General features: G+C 67.3%; 15 protein-coding genes and 1 pseudogene. 10 read left to right on the top strand and 6 right to left on the bottom strand.

Annotated features, from left to right (window positions below; all coding sequences use genetic code 11):
• Positions 1-86 precede the first annotated feature (86 nt).
• A complete protein-coding gene (locus IV088_RS22235; RefSeq protein ID WP_291106316.1) occupies positions 87-404 on the bottom strand; it encodes a DUF3579 domain-containing protein in 318 nt (105 codons plus the stop codon).
• A gap of 276 nt (positions 405-680) precedes the next feature.
• On the opposite strand from IV088_RS22235, the gene IV088_RS22230 reads away from it, so the two are divergent.
• The 8 genes from IV088_RS22230 to IV088_RS22195 all read left to right on the top strand — a co-directional run bounded on the left by IV088_RS22230 (position 681) and on the right by IV088_RS22195 (position 8,424).
• Positions 681-1,889, top strand: a complete 1,209-nt coding sequence (locus IV088_RS22230; RefSeq protein ID WP_291106314.1) for an aspartate aminotransferase family protein — start codon at positions 681-683, stop codon at positions 1,887-1,889.
• Positions 1,890-1,899: 10 nt separating this feature from the next.
• Positions 1,900-2,847, top strand: a complete 948-nt coding sequence (gene argF / locus IV088_RS22225; protein WP_291106312.1) for an ornithine carbamoyltransferase — start codon at positions 1,900-1,902, stop codon at positions 2,845-2,847.
• An 8-nt stretch (positions 2,848-2,855) separates the two neighbouring features.
• Positions 2,856-3,176: a YkgJ family cysteine cluster protein gene (locus tag IV088_RS22220; protein WP_291106310.1), complete on the top strand. Its 321-nt coding sequence runs from the start codon at positions 2,856-2,858 to the stop codon at positions 3,174-3,176.
• Positions 3,177-3,192: 16 nt separating this feature from the next.
• The gene (locus IV088_RS22215) at positions 3,193-4,110 is read left to right on the top strand and encodes a class I SAM-dependent methyltransferase (RefSeq protein ID WP_291106307.1); all 918 of its coding nucleotides are present in this window, start codon (positions 3,193-3,195) and stop codon (positions 4,108-4,110) included.
• 103 nt (positions 4,111-4,213) lie between these two features.
• On the top strand, positions 4,214-4,918 hold the full coding sequence (locus IV088_RS22210) for a cyclase family protein (RefSeq protein WP_291106305.1): 705 nt from the start codon (positions 4,214-4,216) through the stop codon (positions 4,916-4,918).
• A gap of 128 nt (positions 4,919-5,046) precedes the next feature.
• Positions 5,047-6,321, top strand: a complete 1,275-nt coding sequence (gene kynU, locus IV088_RS22205; protein ID WP_291106303.1) for a kynureninase — start codon at positions 5,047-5,049, stop codon at positions 6,319-6,321.
• Positions 6,322-6,335: 14 nt separating this feature from the next.
• Positions 6,336-7,214, top strand: coding sequence for a tryptophan 2,3-dioxygenase (gene kynA, locus IV088_RS22200; RefSeq protein WP_291106301.1), 879 nt, complete (start codon positions 6,336-6,338; stop codon positions 7,212-7,214).
• A 118-nt stretch (positions 7,215-7,332) separates the two neighbouring features.
• Complete coding sequence (locus tag IV088_RS22195; protein WP_291106299.1) at positions 7,333-8,424, top strand: crosslink repair DNA glycosylase YcaQ family protein; 1,092 nt, start codon at positions 7,333-7,335, stop codon at positions 8,422-8,424.
• A gap of 126 nt (positions 8,425-8,550) precedes the next feature.
• Here the strand turns inward: IV088_RS22195 and IV088_RS22190 are convergent, their stop codons facing one another.
• From IV088_RS22190 to IV088_RS22175, 4 genes and pseudogenes are all read right to left on the bottom strand, one after another.
• Positions 8,551-9,525, bottom strand: a complete 975-nt coding sequence (locus IV088_RS22190) for a tripartite tricarboxylate transporter substrate binding protein (RefSeq protein ID WP_291106318.1) — start codon at positions 9,523-9,525, stop codon at positions 8,551-8,553.
• A 39-nt stretch (positions 9,526-9,564) separates the two neighbouring features.
• Positions 9,565-9,747, bottom strand: a pseudogene (locus IV088_RS22185) (IS481 family transposase); the annotation flags it as partial.
• 53 nt (positions 9,748-9,800) lie between these two features.
• On the bottom strand, positions 9,801-11,084 hold the full coding sequence (locus IV088_RS22180) for an OmpA family protein (protein ID WP_291106297.1): 1,284 nt from the start codon (positions 11,082-11,084) through the stop codon (positions 9,801-9,803).
• A 2-nt stretch (positions 11,085-11,086) separates the two neighbouring features.
• The gene (locus IV088_RS22175) at positions 11,087-12,058 is read right to left on the bottom strand and encodes a toll/interleukin-1 receptor domain-containing protein (RefSeq protein ID WP_291106294.1); all 972 of its coding nucleotides are present in this window, start codon (positions 12,056-12,058) and stop codon (positions 11,087-11,089) included.
• Positions 12,059-12,377: 319 nt separating this feature from the next.
• On the opposite strand from IV088_RS22175, the gene IV088_RS22170 reads away from it, so the two are divergent.
• Positions 12,378-14,345 (top strand): TRAFs-binding domain-containing protein, encoded by a 1,968-nt coding sequence (locus IV088_RS22170; protein WP_291106291.1) that lies wholly within the window; start codon positions 12,378-12,380, stop codon positions 14,343-14,345.
• A 45-nt stretch (positions 14,346-14,390) separates the two neighbouring features.
• A complete protein-coding gene (locus IV088_RS22165; RefSeq protein WP_291106288.1) occupies positions 14,391-15,551 on the top strand; it encodes a patatin-like phospholipase family protein in 1,161 nt (386 codons plus the stop codon).
• A 201-nt stretch (positions 15,552-15,752) separates the two neighbouring features.
• On the opposite strand, the gene IV088_RS22160 is transcribed toward IV088_RS22165, so the two are convergent.
• Complete coding sequence (locus IV088_RS22160; RefSeq protein WP_291106285.1) at positions 15,753-16,970, bottom strand: FAD-dependent monooxygenase; 1,218 nt, start codon at positions 16,968-16,970, stop codon at positions 15,753-15,755.
• Positions 16,971-17,090 lie beyond the last annotated feature (120 nt).

Below are 17,090 nucleotides of genomic sequence, written 5' to 3'. Positions count from 1 at the left end.
CTCAAACCCAATCCGGATGAACACCGGATACAACCTATTGAAGCTTCACACCTAGAGGGGGTCGCGCGCAGCGCGGCGGGGGTGCTTCAAGTCTTGTCCGGCATCAGGCAGGCTTCGACCACCTGAAGGTCGTTGTCGCGCGCGAAATGCATGACGAAATCCCAGGCCATGGGTTCGGCTTCGCGCAGGTCGGTGTGCACGACCACGACCTTCACCCCGTTCATCACCGTGGGCACGCACCAGGGCGAGTAGGCGATGTGGCTGCCGATGCGCCCCTGATTGCCGCCGGGGCCAAACTGGCTCATCACACCTGCCAGCCGCTCGGCCCAGTCGCTGGGGCGAAAAGCGCGACCCGAGCTGGTGACGCCCTGGATGAACACTTGCTTGGCAGCGGGTTGAGCCATCGGTGGAGTGCAGGAAAGGCCTTCGGATGGAGGGCGCGGGAGGGTGAAAAAGCCACCGAAACGTCGAGGATCGCTCGTGCCCGGTGAGATGGGTATTCTATCTTATATAAGACTCAGGATCAGGGAAAACCCGGGCCGTCCGGAACCGGGTGTGCCGCATGGCTCTGATGCCCAACAAGCAAAGATGATGCCGTTGCCTGCGCCTAAAATCGCCTTTCAACGGCTCAACCTTCGTTGAGCCGCTTTCTTTTGGCCCCTTCCACTCCGGAGTTCCGCATGAATGCCGCCGCCCCCGCCGCCCCGTCGTCGCCCCACGTGATGAACACCTACGGCCGACTGCCGATCGCCATGTCGCACGGCAAAGGCTGCCGCGTCTGGGACGTGAACGGCAAGGAGTACCTGGACGCGCTGGCCGGCATCGCCGTCAACACCCTGGGCCACGGCCACCCCAAACTGGTGCCCGCGCTGCAGGAACAGGTGGCCAAGATGATGCATTGCTGCAACTACTACCACGTGCCCGACCAGGAAAAGCTCGCGCAGCTGCTGGTGGAGCGCTCGGGCCTGACCAACGTGTTCTTCTGCAGCACCGGCCTGGAAGCCAACGAGGCCGCGCTGAAGCTCGCGCGCAAGTACGGCCACGACAAGGGCATCGAACGCCCGGAGATCGTGGTCTATGAAAAGGCCTTCCACGGCCGCTCGATCGCCACGCTCTCCGCCACCGGCAACCCCAAGATCCAGGCCGGTTTCGGCCCCCTGGTGGAGGGTTTCATCCGCGTGCCGGTGAACGACATCGAGGCCCTGAAGCAGGCCACCGAAGGCAACCCCAACGTGGTGGCCGTGTTCTTTGAAACCATCCAGGGCGAAGGCGGCATCAACCCGATGCGCGTGCAGTACCTGCAGGACGTGCGCGCGCTGTGCGACGCCCAGGACTGGCTGCTGATGATCGACGAGGTGCAGTGCGGCATGGGCCGCACCGGCAAGTGGTTTGCCCACCAGTGGGCGGGCATCAAGCCGGACGTGATGCCGCTGGCCAAGGGCCTGGGCTCGGGCGTGCCGATCGGCGCGGTGGTGGCCGGCCCCAAGGCCGCCCACATCTTCCAGCCGGGCAACCACGGCACCACCTTCGGCGGCAACCCGCTGGCCATGCGCGCCGGGGTGGAAACCATCCGCATCATGGAAGAAGACGGCCTGCTGCAGAACGCCGCCACCGTGGGCGCTCACCTGCGCGACACGCTGGCGAAAGGCCTGGCCGGCCACCCGGGGCTGAAAGAGATCCGGGGCCAGGGCCTGATGATCGGCGTGGAACTGAACAAACCTTGCGGCGTGATCACCCAGCGCGCGGCCGACGCCGGCCTGCTGCTGTCCGTCACGGCCGACAGCGTGATCCGCCTGGTGCCGCCGCTGATCATGACCATCGCCGAAGCCGACGAAGTGGCCGCCCTCCTGTTGCCCATCATCACCACTTTCTTGTCGGAAAACGCCTGAGGACCCGCGCATGCCCATCCGCCACTACCTCCAGTTCAAGGACCTCGGCGCCGACGAGTACGCCTACCTGCTCACGCGCGCGGCGTTCATCAAAGCCAAGTTCAAGGCGTTCGAGAAGCACCAGCCCTTCGCCGACCCGGACCGCACGCTGGCCATGATCTTCGAGAAGGCCAGCACACGCACCCGCGTGAGCTTCGAGGCCGGCATGTACCAGCTGGGTGGCTCGGTGGTGCACCTGACCACGGGCGACAGCCAGCTCGGCCGCGCCGAACCGATCGAAGACAGCGCCAAGGTCATCAGCCGCATGGTCGACCTGGTGATGATCCGCACCTACGAGCAGACCAAGCTGGAGCGCTTCGCCGCGCACTCGCGGGTGCCCGTCATCAACGGACTGACCAACGAGTTCCACCCCTGCCAGATCCTGGCCGACCTGTTCACCATGGTCGAGTACCGGCCGGCCGCCAGTGGCAACCCGCTGGACGCGATCAGGGGCAAGGTGGTCGCCTGGGTGGGCGACGGCAACAACATGGCCAACACCTGGCTGCAGGCGGCCGAGCTGCTGGGCTTCACCGTGCACGTGAGCACACCCAGCGGCTACGAGGTGGACCCGAAGCTGGCCGGTGTCGCCAACCCGGCCTGCTACAAGGTGTTCAACGATCCGAAGGCCGCCTGCGCCGGCGCCGACCTCGTGACCACCGACGTCTGGACCAGCATGGGCTACGAGGCCGAGAACGAGGTGCGCCGCGCCGCCTTCGCGCAGTGGTGCGTGGACGAAGCCATGATGGCCGTGGCCCAACCCGACGCGCTCTTCATGCACTGCCTGCCCGCGCACCGCGGTGAAGAGGTGAGCGCCGAAGTGATCGACGGCCCGCAGTCGGTCGTGTGGGATGAGGCCGAGAACCGCATGCACGTGCAGAAGGCGCTGATGGAGTACCTGCTGCTGGGCCGCCTGGGCTGAACCAGCCCGTGAGCGCCTGCACCGCTTGCGGCGCCTGCTGCGCCAGCTTCCGCGTGGACTTCTCGGTGTTCGAGACCCAGTCCGAGGGTGGCAGCGTGCCCGACGGGCTGTGGGTGCCGGTGACCGACAGCACCAGCCGCATGCGCGGCACAGACCACGGCCGCCCGCGCTGCGCCGCCCTCTCGGGCCGCATCGGCGAGAAGGCCACCTGTGGCATCTATGAGTGGCGCCCCAACCCCTGCCGCGAGTTTGAAGAGGGCAGCGACGCCTGTGGACAGGCGCGCCGCCGCCATGGGCTGGCGCCCCTGAATCCATCCTTCGGCGGCTGACCCGCACCCCCCTCCCATGCAAGCCCTGTTCGACGCCATCGCCACGATGGCCATGCCCACCGACGCGCAACGGGTGTTCCACGGGCGCGGCGGCCTGCACCCGGGCTGCGAGGCCTGGGCGCTGGACGCCTTCCCGCCCGTGTGGGTGCTCACCAAGTTCGGCGAGGCCACGGCCGAAGAACAGGCCGCGCTGACCGCCGCCCTGCAGGCGCGGCAGGCGCAGATCGCGCCCGGCGAACCGCTCAACGCCTTGCTGCAGACCCGCTTTGACGGCCGCAGCGAGACCACCGTGCTCGCGGGCAGCGTGCCCGAATCGCACGTGGTCACCGAAGACGGTGCACGCTACCGCGTTCACCTGCAACGCGGCCAGAACCACGGCCTGTTTCTCGATATGGCCGAGGGCCGTCGCTGGGTGCGCGCGCACGCGCAGGGCCACAAGGTGCTCAACCTGTTCGCCTACACCTGCGCCTTTTCGGTGGCGGCGCTGCAGGGCGGCGCGAAAGAGGTGGTGAACCTCGACATGGCGCAGGGCGCGCTCACCACCGGCCAGCAGAACCACCAGTTGAACGGCATCAACAGCGGCGCCAAGTTCCTCGCGCACGACCTCTTCAGCTCCTGGGGCAAGGTCACGCGCCTGGGGCCGTATGGGCTGGTGATCATGGACCCGCCGAGCTTCCAGCGGGGCAGCTTCGTGGCCCACAAGGACTACGCGCGGCTGGTGCGCCGCCTGCCCGACCTGCTGCGCCCCGGCGGCCACGCCCTGCTCTGCCTGAACGCGCCGGAAATCCCCGAGAGCTTTCTGCGCGACCTGCTCGCCGCCGAAGCGCCCGAGCTGGAACCGGCGCAGCGCCTGCCCAACCCGGCGGTGTTCGCCGACGTGTCCAGCGACCGGGCGCTCAAGGTGCTGGTGGCGCGCATGCCGCCGCTGCCCTGACCCGCACGGGTTGATTCATTTAATTTAGGCCTGAAGTATTTTTTCAGGCCGTTGGAAATTACCGACACCATGGTTTTTTCGCCGGTGCTACCTTCACCGCACCATGAAAAAGCTCTGGGACATTTCCCCTCCCGTCCACGCTGGCGCCCCGGTTTTCCCCGGTGACACGGCCTACTCGCAGCAGTGGGTCGCGAGCATCGGCCCGGGTTGCCCGGTCAACGTCAGCGCCATCACGCTGAGTCCGCACGTGGGCGCGCACGCCGACGCGCCGCTGCACTACGACCCCGAGGGCGCGGCCATCGGCGCGGTGGACCTGCAGGCCTTCATCGGCCCCTGCCGTGTGATCCACGCCATCGGCTGCGGGCCGCTGGTGCGGCCAGAACACATCGCGCACGCGTTGGGCGATTCGCCGCTGGGCCGCTCCCAAGGCGAATCAGCCCCCTCGGGGGGCAGCGACCCGCGCAGCGGCGGAGCGTGGGGGCTGCCGCCCAGGGTGCTGGTCCGCGTCTACGAGCGCATGCCGCAAAACCACTTCGACAGCGCCCTGCCCGCCTTCGCACCCGAAACCGTGGCGCTGCTGGCCGACCGCGGCGTGCTGCTCATCGGCATCGACAGCGCCAGCATCGACCCGGCCGACAGCAAGCTGCTGACCAGCCACCAGACCATCCGGCAGCGTGGTCTGCGCGTGCTGGAAAACCTGCTGCTCGACGACGTGCCCGAGGGCGACTACGAACTCATCGCCCTGCCCCTGAAGCTCACCACCGCCGACGCGAGCCCCGTGCGCGCCGTGCTCAGAAGTCTCGAATAACCCCCGCGCCGCCTGCGGCGTCACCCCCAGGGGGCAACACCAGCGGCCCGGCAAAGCCGGTTCCGCGGTGTTCCTGGAATGAAGCGCCCCGCACCGGATACCCACCCTGTTTGATGGAGACAACCCACATGACCACCCAGCAAGACTGCATCGCCTTCGACGCGCAAGACCCGCTGCGCGACCTGCGCAAGGCCTTCAACATCCCCGACGGCACCCTCTACCTCGACGGCAACTCGCTGGGCGTGATGCCCGCCGCCGCGCCTGCGCGCGTGGCCGATGTGGTGACCCGCGAGTGGGGCACCGACCTGATCCAGAGCTGGAACAAGAACGGCTGGTTCCAGCAACCGGCCAGGGTCGGCGACAAGATCGCGCGCCTGATCGGCGCCGGCCCCGGCGAGGTGGTCGCCACCGACAGCACCTCGGTCAACCTGTTCAAGGTGCTGACCGCCGCGATGAACATCGCCGCCGCCGACGCGCCGCAGCGCAAACGCATCGTGAGCGAACGCAGCAACTTCCCGACCGACCTCTACATCGCCGAAGCGCTGTGCAAGCAGCACGGCATGGAGCTGGTGCTGGTGGAACCCGAAGAGATCGCGGCCTCGCTGACCGCCGACGTCGCCATCCTCATGCTCACGCACGTGAACTACCGCACCGGTGCCATGCACGACATGGCCGCGGTGACGGCCGCCGCGCACGCCGAAGGCATCCTGACCGTGTGGGACCTGGCACACAGCGCGGGCGCGGTGCCCGTGGACCTGCACGGCGCCAAGGCGGACTTCTCGGTCGGCTGCGGCTACAAGTACCTCAACGGCGGCCCGGGCGCGCCCGCCTTCGTCTGGGTGAACCCGACACACGCCGACCGCTTCTGGCAGCCGCTGGCCGGCTGGTGGGGCCATGCCGCACCGTTTGCCTTCACGCCCGACTACCAGCCGGCGCCGGGGATCACCCGCTACCAGTGCGGCACGCAGTCCATGCTCAGCCTGGCCGCGCTGGACTGCGGCGTGGACACGGTGCTGGCCGCCGAGCCGCTGGGCGGCATGGCCGCGCTGCGCGCGAAGTCGCTGGCGCTGACCGACCTCTTCATCTCGCTGGTCGAAGCGCGCTGCGCCGGCCACGGTCTGGGTCTGGCCACACCGCGCGAGCACGCGCAACGCGGCTCGCAGGTCTGTCTCACGAAGGACGAAGGTGCCTACGCCATCGTGCAGGCGCTGATCGCGCGCGGCGTGATCGGCGACTACCGCGCGGGCGACGGCGGTCGGCACAAGGACATCCTGCGTTTCGGTTTCACGCCGCTGTACATCGGCTTCGTCGATGTGTGGAACTCGGTCGAGCACCTGAAGCAGGTGCTCGAATCGGGCGAGTGGCAACGCCCCGAGTTCAGCCGCAAGCACGCCGTGACCTGACCCGGAGCACCACCATGTCCTGCCCCTTCCACGCCGAACCCGACAGCGCACCCGCGTCGCGGACCGAAGCCATCGTTGCCGAAGAAAAAGCCCAGCTCGATTTCAGCCACGACATGAGCTACGGCGACTACCTGCAGCTCGACGCCGTGCTCAGCGCCCAGAAGCCGCTCTCGCCCGCGCACGACGAGATGCTCTTCATCGTGCAGCACCAGACCAGCGAACTGTGGATGAAGCTGATGCTGCACGAGCTGCACGCCGCGATGAAGCACATCGCCAACGACGAGCTCAACACCGCGTTCAAGATGCTGGCGCGCGTCTCCAAGATCATGGAGCAGCTGGTGCACGCCTGGGACGTGCTGGCCACCATGACACCGCCCGAATACAGCGCGCTGCGCCCCTACCTCGCGCAGTCCAGCGGCTTCCAGAGTTTCCAGTACCGCTGCATCGAGTTCGCGATGGGCAACAAGAACGCGGCCATGCTCAAGCCGCACGCGCACAACCCCGAACGGCTGGCGATGGTGCAGGCCGCGTACGAGGCGCCCTCGCTGTACGACGAGGCGTTGCGCCTGCTGGCGCGGCGCGGCATCGCCGTGCCCGGGAGCCACACGCAGCGCGACTGGACCCAGCCCTACGAGGCGCACGCCGAGGTCGAGCAGGCCTGGCTCACCGTCTACCGGGACCCGAAACAGCACTGGGACCTCTACCAGCTCGGCGAAGAACTCACCGACCTCGAAGACGCCTTCCGCCTCTGGCGCTTCCGCCACGTGACCACGGTGGAACGCGTGATCGGCTTCAAGCGCGGCACCGGCGGCACCGGCGGCGTGAGCTACCTGCGCAAGATGCTGGACGTGGTGTTGTTCCCGGAAATCTGGACGCTGCGCACGGCGCTTTGAAGCCCCGCCCCCCAGGGGCGATGCGGGTGGCCCGGCAGAGCCGGTTCCACCGCATCCTGGACAAGGCAATTCGCGCCGGACAAGGCACTGGTTCAGAGCACTGCGGCATGATCATGGAATGCCCTCAATTGCCCTTTCCGACCTGCGCCGCTACGCCGTCGCCCGCAGCCTCTTCACCCCCACCACCCTGCCCAAGGCCATCGCGCGCCTGGGCTTCGTGCAGGCCGACCCGATCCGGTCGCCGGCCCGTGCGCAGGACCTGACGCTGCGCCAGCGGGTGAAGGGCTACCGGGCCGGTGATCTGGAGCGGCACTACCCGACGCTGGCGGTGGAAGAGGACTTCTTCGTCAACTACGGTTTCGTCACGCCCGAGCTGCACGCGCGCATGCACCCGCGCACCGCGCGCACCGAGTGGTCGGCCGAGCGCTGGGCGCAGGCCGAAGCGGTCTGGCACCACGTGCAGCAACGCGGCGAGGCCCACCCGCGCGAGGTCGACGCGCACTTCGCCCACGGCCACACCACCAACGGTTTCGGTGGCCGGTCCAAGGCCAGCACCCAGCTGCTCGACGCCATGCACTACCGCGGCCTGCTGCGCGTGGCGCGGCGCGACAACGGCATCCGCCTCTACGCAGCGCACCAGCCACAGCAAGCGCCCGACGACGTGCCCGCCGTGCTGGACCAGCTGGTGGACGTGCTGGTGAACAAGTACGCGCCCTTGCCGCTGCCCGGCCTGCGTCAGCTCGTGGCCATGCTCCGGCACGCGGTACCGCAGTGGCAGGACCAGTTGCGCGCCGCGCTGCAGCGGGCCGTGCAGCGCCTGCCCCATGCCGAGGTGGACGGTGTCGCGTGGTACTGGCCGGCCGAAGAGGACCCTTGCTCCCGGCGCTGGAAAGCGCCCGAAGCGGTCCGCCTGCTGGCGCCCTTCGACCCCGTGGTCTGGGACCGCGACCGCTTTCAGCGCCTCTGGGGCTGGGCCTACCGATTCGAGGCCTACACACCACCGGCCAAACGCGTGCGCGGTTACTACGCCATGCCGTTGCTGTGGCGCGACCAAGTCATCGGCTGGGGCAACCTGTCGGTGGCGGATGGGCGGCTGCGTGCGGACCTGGGCTACGTGGACGGACTGGCGCCCAAGGACGACACGTTCCAACCCGCACTGGACGCCGAGCTGTCGGCCATGGCCGCCTGCCTGGGTGTCAAGCGGGGTTGAAACGGTGTGGCAGGGTTGATCACCATCCGGCGCGCGTGCCCGAGGCCAGAACGCGGCGGAACTGGCTTTGCCAGGCCGCTCGCGTTGCCCCCTTGAGGGGGTCGCGCGCAGCGCGGCAGGGGTGGGTCAATTCGGTTTGATGTTGTTCTTGCGGATCACGTCCGCCATCGCCGCCGTGTCCACGCGGATGCGGTTGGCCAGGCCTTCGGGCGAGGTGCCCGCCACCTGCCAGCCCTGGGCCAGGATCTTCTGGCGGATCTCGGGCCGGCGCACGATCTCGGCCAGCAGCGTGGCCAACCGGTTCACGTGCGCCTTGGGCAGGCTGTTGGGCGCGGCGACCGCGTTCCAGATCTCCAGCTGCAGGTCTTTCACGCCGGCCTCGGCCAGGCTCGGCACCTCGGGCACCACGCTGCTGCGCCCGGCCGAGGTCACACCGATGGCCTTGAGCTTGCCCGCGCGCACCTGCGCCATGGCCAGGCCCGGCGGCAGCAGCGACATCTGGATCTGATCGCCCAGCAGCGCGGTGATCACCTGCGGGTTGCCCGGGTACGGCACGTGCAGCGGCGCGATGCCGGCCTTGGCCTTGAGCAGCTCCATGCCCAGGTGGGCCACGGTGCCGATGCCCGGGGTGCCGTAGTTCCACTTGTCGCCCGACTGGCGCGCCGCCGCGAAGTACGCCGCGCCGGTGGTGGGCACGCTCGCCGGCACGGTCAGCACCAGCGGCGAGGTCGCGATCAGCGACACCGGCGTCAGGTCGGTTAGCGGGTCGTAGGTCGTGGCCGGGTTGAGGATCTTGGCGATGGTGAGGTTGCCGTTGATCATCAGCCCGACGGTGTGGTGGTCGGTGGCGCGGGCCACCTGATCGGCCGCGATGTTGCCGCCGGCACCGGTCTTGTTCTCCACCACCACCGGCTGGCCCAGCGCCTGCTGCAGCGGCTCGGCGAGCAGCCGCGCCATCAGGTCGGGCGAGGAGCCGGCGGGGAACCCCACCACGATCTTCAGCGGCTGGCTGGGCCAGGCGGGCTGGGCGAACACGGAGGAAGCGCTGCAAGCCAAGGCGATGGCGGTGACGATGGCGTGACGGCGTTGGGCGAAGCGCATGGGGCGATTCCTTGAAGGGGAGAACAGACCAGCAGGTTGACTGTCGCATCCAGGATGATCGCAAGGACGCTTGAGCAACAGATCAAGATGAACAGCGTACCAGCCCTTCATGGCTTGAATCGGCGTTTGGCTGTTCAAGATCGACTGGGGTCATTGGTGGTTGCATTGGAGGTTGTACAAAACCACGTACCGCACCAAGGTCTGCTCCTGATCTTGCCCGCTGTGGATAGGCCCGGGTCGAGACAATTTTTCGGCAACCGCCGTCGGCCAGCAAGTTATGCACACCCAATCACCTTGAACTCCACCCGCCGGTCCAGCGCATCGCTGGCATCGTCGCGCCCGTTACCGACCATCGTCTGTTTAGAACCGACGCCGTTGGCGATCATCCGTTTGTCGAGCCCCGGCGAGGTCTGGGCCAAACGCGTCTTGATGTATTCGGCCCGGATCAGCGACAGCCGTTCATTCAATGGTTCCGGTCCGGTCCGGCTGGTGTGACCGGTGATCTCCAGGCACTTGCCGCTGTCGCCGGTGCGCCGGGCGATGATTTTCAGCCACGTCGGATAGCTGCTGCTCAGCGCCGCATTGGCCATGAAAGCCGTCGAGCCGGGACGGAACAGGAACTTGACTGCCAGCCGTTGGTGCACGAGGCCATAGTCAACCACCTTGGCAAAGGCGGCCTCGGCCGGTTGCACGCGGCCAAGCTTCCAGTTGGCGAGATAAATGCCGTTGTGCACGCGAAACTGGTCGCCAGCCGGCATGGCCAGGGCGCTGTTGTAAAAATCGAGGGCTTCGCTGTAACGGCCAGCCTCGTAGGCTTCAATGCCTTCCGCAACGACCGAAGCCGCCAGAATGCGGTCCAAGTAGAGCGGGTTGATCGGGTCGCCAGCCTTGGTGCCCTGGCAGGTCTTGATGTAGCCCTCGGTTGCCGGGTCTTCCGACCAGGCCGGGGCGTCGCGGAAAAAGGCCAGCGGTGTCGGGTCCACGCCTTCCGGCAATGCAAAGGCCAGGCCCTTGCTCACCAGCTTACCCGTGCGCAGATCGGCCAACGCGAAGCAGATGCGGTAGGCCTCGCGGGCGCCCGCTGTCTTCCGCTCGGCATTGACACCGGTGAACGTGCCGATCAGGACCAGCGGGCTGCGCGCCACATTGGCCGCCGAAAAGGCCTGCACGTCGAACTGCGGGTAGCGCTCACGCATCAGATCGGTCAGTCGCCGGCCCATGGAGCGCGTCGTCACCGATTGGGCGCCGGTCATGCCGTCGATCAGTGGGTCGATCACCAGTGGGTATTTCGGCTGGGCCGGGGCGCCGGCCGGTGGCAGCTTGGCATTGGTGAACAAGGCCGTGGCGGCACTCAACACCGCCATGTCGTAAGGCTGCACTGGCGGTGGCGGAGCTGGGGCGGCGGGGCTGGCCGATACGGGCGGGGGCGCCGCGGCAGCGGGCGGTGCCGGCGAAGCGGTCTGTTTCTGGAGGCTGTTGCAACTGGCCACCAGCAGCAGGGCCGCAAGAGCCGCAGTGCACAGGGCTGAACGCGATAGGTGGGGGGATGGACTGTTCATGGTCAACACTCCTTGTCGAATCTTGATTGGCTGGCCTCGGAGAGTGTTTCGCCGAGCTGGATGCGGGCCAGCAGATCGGCGCAGCGGGCACTGGACAGGCGGGTTGAATCGCTCCGCTTGATGGGGGAGGAAGGTTCGGGCTGGGGTTTGCTGCGCGACAGGCGCGTCGCCGAGGACGTCAATGCAGTGCGCGAGTCGCGGGAGATGTCGGGCAGGACGCTGGCCGTCGGCGGTGAAGGGTCGGGCGGAACGGCGGCGGGAACCACCGGCGGCACGCTTCGCTCGGGTTCCCGACTGGCAGATTCTGTGGCCGTGGCCGTGGCCGCAGCCGGGGTTGGAGTCGGAGTCGGGGGAGCAGGTTGCTGGCGAGAGGACAGGCCGATGAAGGCCACCACACCCGCCAGCAGCCCGCCGCCGGCCATTGCCCTGAGTGGCCAGCGCGCGCTGGCGCCATGTGCAGCCGGCTTGGCCCGTCCGGGCACATCGGTCGGGTTGTAAGGCGGGTCAGGGTCATGTTCTGCAGGGGCAGGTCTGTCAGCGTGCCGGCCGGCAGACGCAGTGTCATCCGCGGTGGTCACCACCGGCTTGCCCAGCAGGTGCTCAAGGTCCGACAGCAGCATGCGCAGGCCATCAAAATCGGGCGAGCCGTCCCAGCCTGTCAGGTCGGCCGCCTGTATCTCGCGGAAACCAGCCGGCGGGCGAACGGTTTCGATCATCACCGGGACCAGCTTGCCCAGGCGGCGGCCCTCGGAGGCTTCCTCGTACACCCATTCACTTTCAACCGATTTGGTCGACCACAAGACCACCATGCAGCGCATGTCTTCCAGTGCATGCTCCAGCACGCTGCGCCAGGTTTCCCCGGCCGGAATCCGCCGGTCCCACCAGACGCTCCAGCCCACCGAGCCAAGCGCCTCGGCAACCCGCCGCGCCGTGTCACGGTCTCGCTCCGTGTAACTCAGGAATATGTCGGTCATCCCCTGTCCCCCGATGAGGCCAGAAAAACCGGAAAACCCGCCAATTCGACCCGGCGAGCCGGCCAACCTTTGCTAGTAGACAGCAGAAACTGCATTCCGTCCAATCAGCCGCACACGAAGAAGCCGCCCACTCCTGTGCGATGGCATCGAAGTGCCCGTATGGACATTTGTCGTGGATCTGGGGCTTCGCCGGAACGGGATGCGCACGACCCGGCTTCCCCATTGGACGATTGCGTTTGCGCCTGAACTGCCGCATGCTAGTGCTCGACATCACGTCCAGCGATGGAGTTGCCACTGTGTTTGAACCAGCGTTCTGCCCATGACACCTCATGCCTTCATTGCCATGCCCTTTGGCACCAAACCGGGCGCGGATGGCAAAGACATCGACTTCAACCGGGTCTATGCCGAGCTGCTGAAACCGGCGCTCGAAGCCGCCGGCTGCGAGGTGTTTCGCGCGGACGAGGAGCAGCGGGCCGGAGACATCCGAACCGACATGTTTCAGGAGTTGCTGGTGGCCGACCTGGTGCTGGCCGACCTGACGCTGGACAACCCCAACGTCTGGTACGAGTTGGGTATACGCCATGCGCTGCGCGCCCGTGGGGTGTTGCTGGTGCAGGGACCGCGGCTGACCAGTCCGTTTGACATCTACACTGATCGCAAGCTGCGCTACCGGTTGAAGGACGGTGGACCCGACCCTGAGTTCGTGGAGGCCAACAAGGCCGCGTTGACCGCCATGGCCCTTGCCACGCTGGCGGTCGACGCGCAACGCAAGGTGAGCCCGGTCTACACCTTGCTGCCGCACCTGCGTGAGCCGGCCTGGCGCGACCTGCTGCTTCAGGACAAGAGCGAGTTCGGTGCGGCCTTCGAACGCTGGGACGCCCGCATGAAGGTCGCTCGCGCCAAGTGCTGCGCGGGGGACCTCCTGGTGCTGGCCAGCGAGACCCCGACGCAGGCGCTGTGGCTCGAAGCCAAGCGCGCGGCAGGCAACAGCTTGTTGCAGGTGCGCCAGTTCTCGTTTGCACTTGAGCAGTTCGAAGACGGATTGCGTGTCGAGCCCGACGACTGGGCGTGTCGCAGCAAACGCATCGTCTGCCTGGGCCGCATCGGGCAGCATGAGGAGGCGCTCGAAGCGGCGCGTCAGTTCGTTTCGGACCGACCAGGCGATGCAGAGGCACTTTCGCTGGCCGGACGGGTGGAAAAGGACCGCTGGCAGTCTCGCTGGCGGACAGCTGATCTGTCGCAGGAGCGGTTTCGAATGGCAGCGTGCCTGGAGACAGCCAGCCTTGAAGATGCACAGGCGCTCTACCGGAAGGCATTCATCGTCGATCCTTCCCACTATTACTCCGGCATCAACGCATTGACCCTTTTGCTGCTGCTCAGACACCTGGGCGGTGAGGTTCAGCAAGTGGCTGTCGACAACTTGACCGGAGGAGTGCTTTGGGCCGCACTGACCGCACAAGAACGTGACAAGAGTGACTACTGGGCGAAAGCCAGCTATGCCGAGCTGTGCCTGTTGGTGCGTCCACGTGATGTCGTGGAGAAGGAATTCCGAAACGTGGCGACGGCGGCGAAGCGCGACTGGTTTGCGCTGGACTCGACGCGTCAGACACTGACACTGCTGCGCGACCTGCAATTCCGCCCCGAGGAGACGAGCGCTGCACTGGAGATCCTCGACCGCGAGATCGCTCGCAGCACGCCACCCTTTCAGCCGCGTCAGGTGATCCTGTTCTCCGGCCACATGGTGGACACCCCGACGCGGGCGAAACCTCGTTTCCCCGCCTCGATGGTGCCGCGTGCCACCTCGGAGATCGAGCGCGTGCTCGACGAACTGCAGGCTGGCCCCGGCGACCTGGCGCTGACGCAGGGGGCGGCCGGTGGTGACCTGATCTTTGCCGAGGCCTGCGTCCGGCGCGGCGTGCGCTTGCAGCTGTTGCTGCCATCGCAGGAACCCGAATTCATCGAGTCGTCCATCAACCCTTCATCCGACGGCGCGACCTGGCGCAAGCGCTTCGTCGCACTGAAAGAAGGGCTCAAGCCGCCCCATGCCGAGCCGCCACGCACCATGCCCACCGAACTTGGGCCGCTTCCGGCAGGCTCCAGCCCATTCGAGCGCTGCAACCTGTGGCTGCTTTACACGGCCTTGTCGCATGGTCCGGAGAAGGTGCGTTTTGTCTGCCTGTGGGACGGTGGCGGCTCCGGCAGACCGGGCGGCACCAGGCACATGGTCACCGAAGTCAAGCGCCGTACCAGCAACGTGAACTGGATCGACACCCGCGCGCTCGGGTAACCCAGACAGCGCGAAACCTGAGAGCGCCCCTCAAAGGAGGACCCCATGAATGAAGCCCTGATCCAGCGCATGCAAGCTCCTGGCCCCAAGAAGATCCTCGCCTGCGATGGCGGCGGCATTCTGGGCTTGATGAGTGTGGAGATCCTCGCCAAGCTCGAGGACGATCTGCGCACCCGTCTCGGCAAGGGGCCCGACTTTGTGTTGGCCGACTACTTCGACTTCGTCTGCGGGACCAGCACCGGCGCGATCATCGCCGCGTGTGTCTCGTGTGGCATGTCGATGTCGCGTATCCGGCAGTTTTACGAGGACAGCGGCGAGCAGATGTTCGACAAGGCCTTCCTGCTTCGGCGGCTGAATTACAAGTACAACGACGAACCGCTCGCCACGTTGCTGAGAATCGAGCTGGGAAAAGCACTCGGCGACGACCCCACGCTCGGCAGTCCAGGCCTGCGCACCCTGCTGATGATGGTGATGCGCAATGCCACCACCGACTCGCCATGGCCCATCAGCAACAACCCGTTCGCCGGGTACAACCAGCTGGCACGCAAGGACTGCAACTTGCGCCTGCCGCTTTGGCAACTGGTGCGCGCCAGCACGGCGGCGCCCACCTTTTTTCCACCTGAGATCGTGACGCTGGCCGAAGGCACGCCCGATGCCTACACGTTCATCTTTGTCGACGGAGGTGTGACCACCTACAACAACCCCGCGTTCCTGGCGTTCCAGATGGCCACGGCAGCGCCCTATGCGGTGAACTGGGCCACAGGTGCAGACCGGTTGCTCGTCGTTTCGGTGGGCACCGGCGGAGCGGCCAAGGCACAGATGGATCTGGAGGCCAGCGACATGCACATCATCTACAACGCCAGCACCCTGCCTGGCGCACTGATGAATGCGGCCGCCGCAGGCTGGGACATGGCCTGCCGGATGCTGGGCGACTGCCGGTTCGGCGGCCGCATTGATCGAGAATTCGGCAGCATGCTGAGCGATGCTGTTGAGCCGTCCAACTGGAGCGGGCCAAAGCTGTTCGCCTACGCACGCTATGACCCGGACGTCACGCCTGAAGGACTGTCTGCAATGGGTCTGCCGGGCATCAGCACGAAAGCGATGCAGGAGATGGACTCGGTCAAGCACATGCCCGACATACAGCGCGTCGGTAGAGAATTCGCGCTGCGGCATGTGTCGCTGGAGCACCTGCGCGGCTTCTGCTGAGTCTGGTCACCGATGCACCCGTGAAGTGCAGCATGCTCCATAGCGCCTGGAAGGCCAGCGTTGATGGGCCTTACCTCAATGCCCCTCTGTCTGAGATGTTCGAAGCGCGCTGGCCTGTGTTCAATGGTGCAGGCCGCCGTCGAGTCGATGAGTGGTTCACAGTGATCCCACGGGCGGAAGCCGCGCAGCGGCGCAGGGGGGTCACACCGGCTCCGGCGGGCCGCTGTACAGCCAGGCGTTGTCGATCAAAGACTCACCGAGCAGCGCCATCGACGCGTTGCGCGCCCAGCGCAGCGGGCCGCTGGCGTGAAAGATGGTGCCGTTGCGCTGCGAGCGGGCCTGCACCTGGGCGTTGCGCTGCCAGCGCGTCTCGGCGTAGCGCGCGAACAGCCTTGGCCAATCGGGCGCATCGCCGGCCGTCTCGGCCAGGCGGCCCAGCGTCCAGGCGTCTTCGAGCGCCATCGCCGCGCCTTGCGCGAGGTAGGGCCGCAGCGGGTGCGCCGCGTCGCCCAGCAGGGCCACCCGGCCCTTCGCGTGTTCGGCGGCGCTGGCCAACGGTGTGCGGTCGTTGAGCGCCCAGAGCTTCCACTCGCCCACGCGATCGAGCATCGCCTTGAGCTCCTGGCAGACCGGGCCGAGCGCGGCCAGCAGGTCGGCCTGCCGCGCTTCGTGGGTCCAGCTTTGCGGGTCGCTGCCTGGCGGCCCGCCGTGCCCGCGACCGAGCATGCCTTCGACCACCGCCACCACGTTGAACCACTCGCCGCGCCGCACCGGGTAATGCACCACGTGCAGGTGCGGCCCCAGCCAGGCCGTCACCAGCGGTTCGCGCATCACCCCGGGCAGGTCCTCCGCCGCGACCATGCCCCGGTAGGCCAGGTGGCCACTCACGCGCGCCGGCTGCGCGCCCAGCATTTCGGCGCGCACCCGGCTCCACAGGCCGTCGGCGCCGACCAGCGCGTCGGCCTCGAACGTCGCTTCGTTCTCGCAGGTCACGTTCACCCGCGTGGGGCCCTCCTCGTAGCCGGCCAGCCGGGTGTCGAGGTGCAGGTGAACCCGCCGCTCGTGCTGCACCGCTTCCAGCAACAGGCCATGCAGGTCGGCACGGTGGAGGGTGGCGTAGGGCTGGCCGTAGTGCGCTCGCGACATCGCCCCCAGCCGCAGGTGGCCCAGCGGGCTCGCGCTGTGAGCGTCTCGGACGTGCAAAGCTTCCGGGAAGGCCGCGCTGGCGTACAGCGCCTCAGTCAGGCCCCACGCGTGCAGCACCCGGACGGCATTGGGGCCGAGCTGCAGGCCCGCGCCCACCTCGCCGAACGCGGCCGCCTGCTCCAGCAGGTCCACCTCCACGCCCGCGCGGGCCAGCGCCAACGCGCAGGCCAGGCCACCGATGCCACCACCTGCCACCACCACCTTGTTTGTCATGCCGGCCATTGTGCCCGCGCAGGGCACCAACAACGTTGATGAAAGTCAGACGCAGAGACGATCCGGCGCCGGGCCGCCCCAAGCCGGATCAGCCCCCTCGGGGGGCAACGTCCCGCGCAG

The sequence above is a fragment of the Hydrogenophaga sp. genome (assembly GCF_018780075.1).
GTDB lineage: Bacteria > Pseudomonadota > Gammaproteobacteria > Burkholderiales > Burkholderiaceae_C > Hydrogenophaga.
Note: the sequence above shows the minus strand (reverse complement) of the source record. Positions and strands in the feature narration are given on the sequence as shown.

Coding starts and splice junctions, on each gene's coding strand:
- IV088_RS22235 (WP_291106316.1), bottom strand. CDS start 404: ATGGCTCAACCCGCTGCCAAGCAAGTGTTCATCCAGGGCGTCACCAGC.
- IV088_RS22230 (WP_291106314.1), top strand. CDS start 681: ATGAATGCCGCCGCCCCCGCCGCCCCGTCGTCGCCCCACGTGATGAAC.
- argF (WP_291106312.1), top strand. CDS start 1,900: ATGCCCATCCGCCACTACCTCCAGTTCAAGGACCTCGGCGCCGACGAG.
- IV088_RS22215 (WP_291106307.1), top strand. CDS start 3,193: ATGCAAGCCCTGTTCGACGCCATCGCCACGATGGCCATGCCCACCGAC.
- IV088_RS22210 (WP_291106305.1), top strand. CDS start 4,214: ATGAAAAAGCTCTGGGACATTTCCCCTCCCGTCCACGCTGGCGCCCCG.
- kynU (WP_291106303.1), top strand. CDS start 5,047: ATGACCACCCAGCAAGACTGCATCGCCTTCGACGCGCAAGACCCGCTG.
- kynA (WP_291106301.1), top strand. CDS start 6,336: ATGTCCTGCCCCTTCCACGCCGAACCCGACAGCGCACCCGCGTCGCGG.
- IV088_RS22195 (WP_291106299.1), top strand. CDS start 7,333: ATGCCCTCAATTGCCCTTTCCGACCTGCGCCGCTACGCCGTCGCCCGC.
- IV088_RS22190 (WP_291106318.1), bottom strand. CDS start 9,525: ATGCGCTTCGCCCAACGCCGTCACGCCATCGTCACCGCCATCGCCTTG.
- IV088_RS22180 (WP_291106297.1), bottom strand. CDS start 11,084: ATGAACAGTCCATCCCCCCACCTATCGCGTTCAGCCCTGTGCACTGCG.
- IV088_RS22175 (WP_291106294.1), bottom strand. CDS start 12,058: ATGACCGACATATTCCTGAGTTACACGGAGCGAGACCGTGACACGGCG.
- IV088_RS22170 (WP_291106291.1), top strand. CDS start 12,378: ATGACACCTCATGCCTTCATTGCCATGCCCTTTGGCACCAAACCGGGC.
- IV088_RS22165 (WP_291106288.1), top strand. CDS start 14,391: ATGAATGAAGCCCTGATCCAGCGCATGCAAGCTCCTGGCCCCAAGAAG.
- IV088_RS22160 (WP_291106285.1), bottom strand. CDS start 16,970: ATGACAAACAAGGTGGTGGTGGCAGGTGGTGGCATCGGTGGCCTGGCC.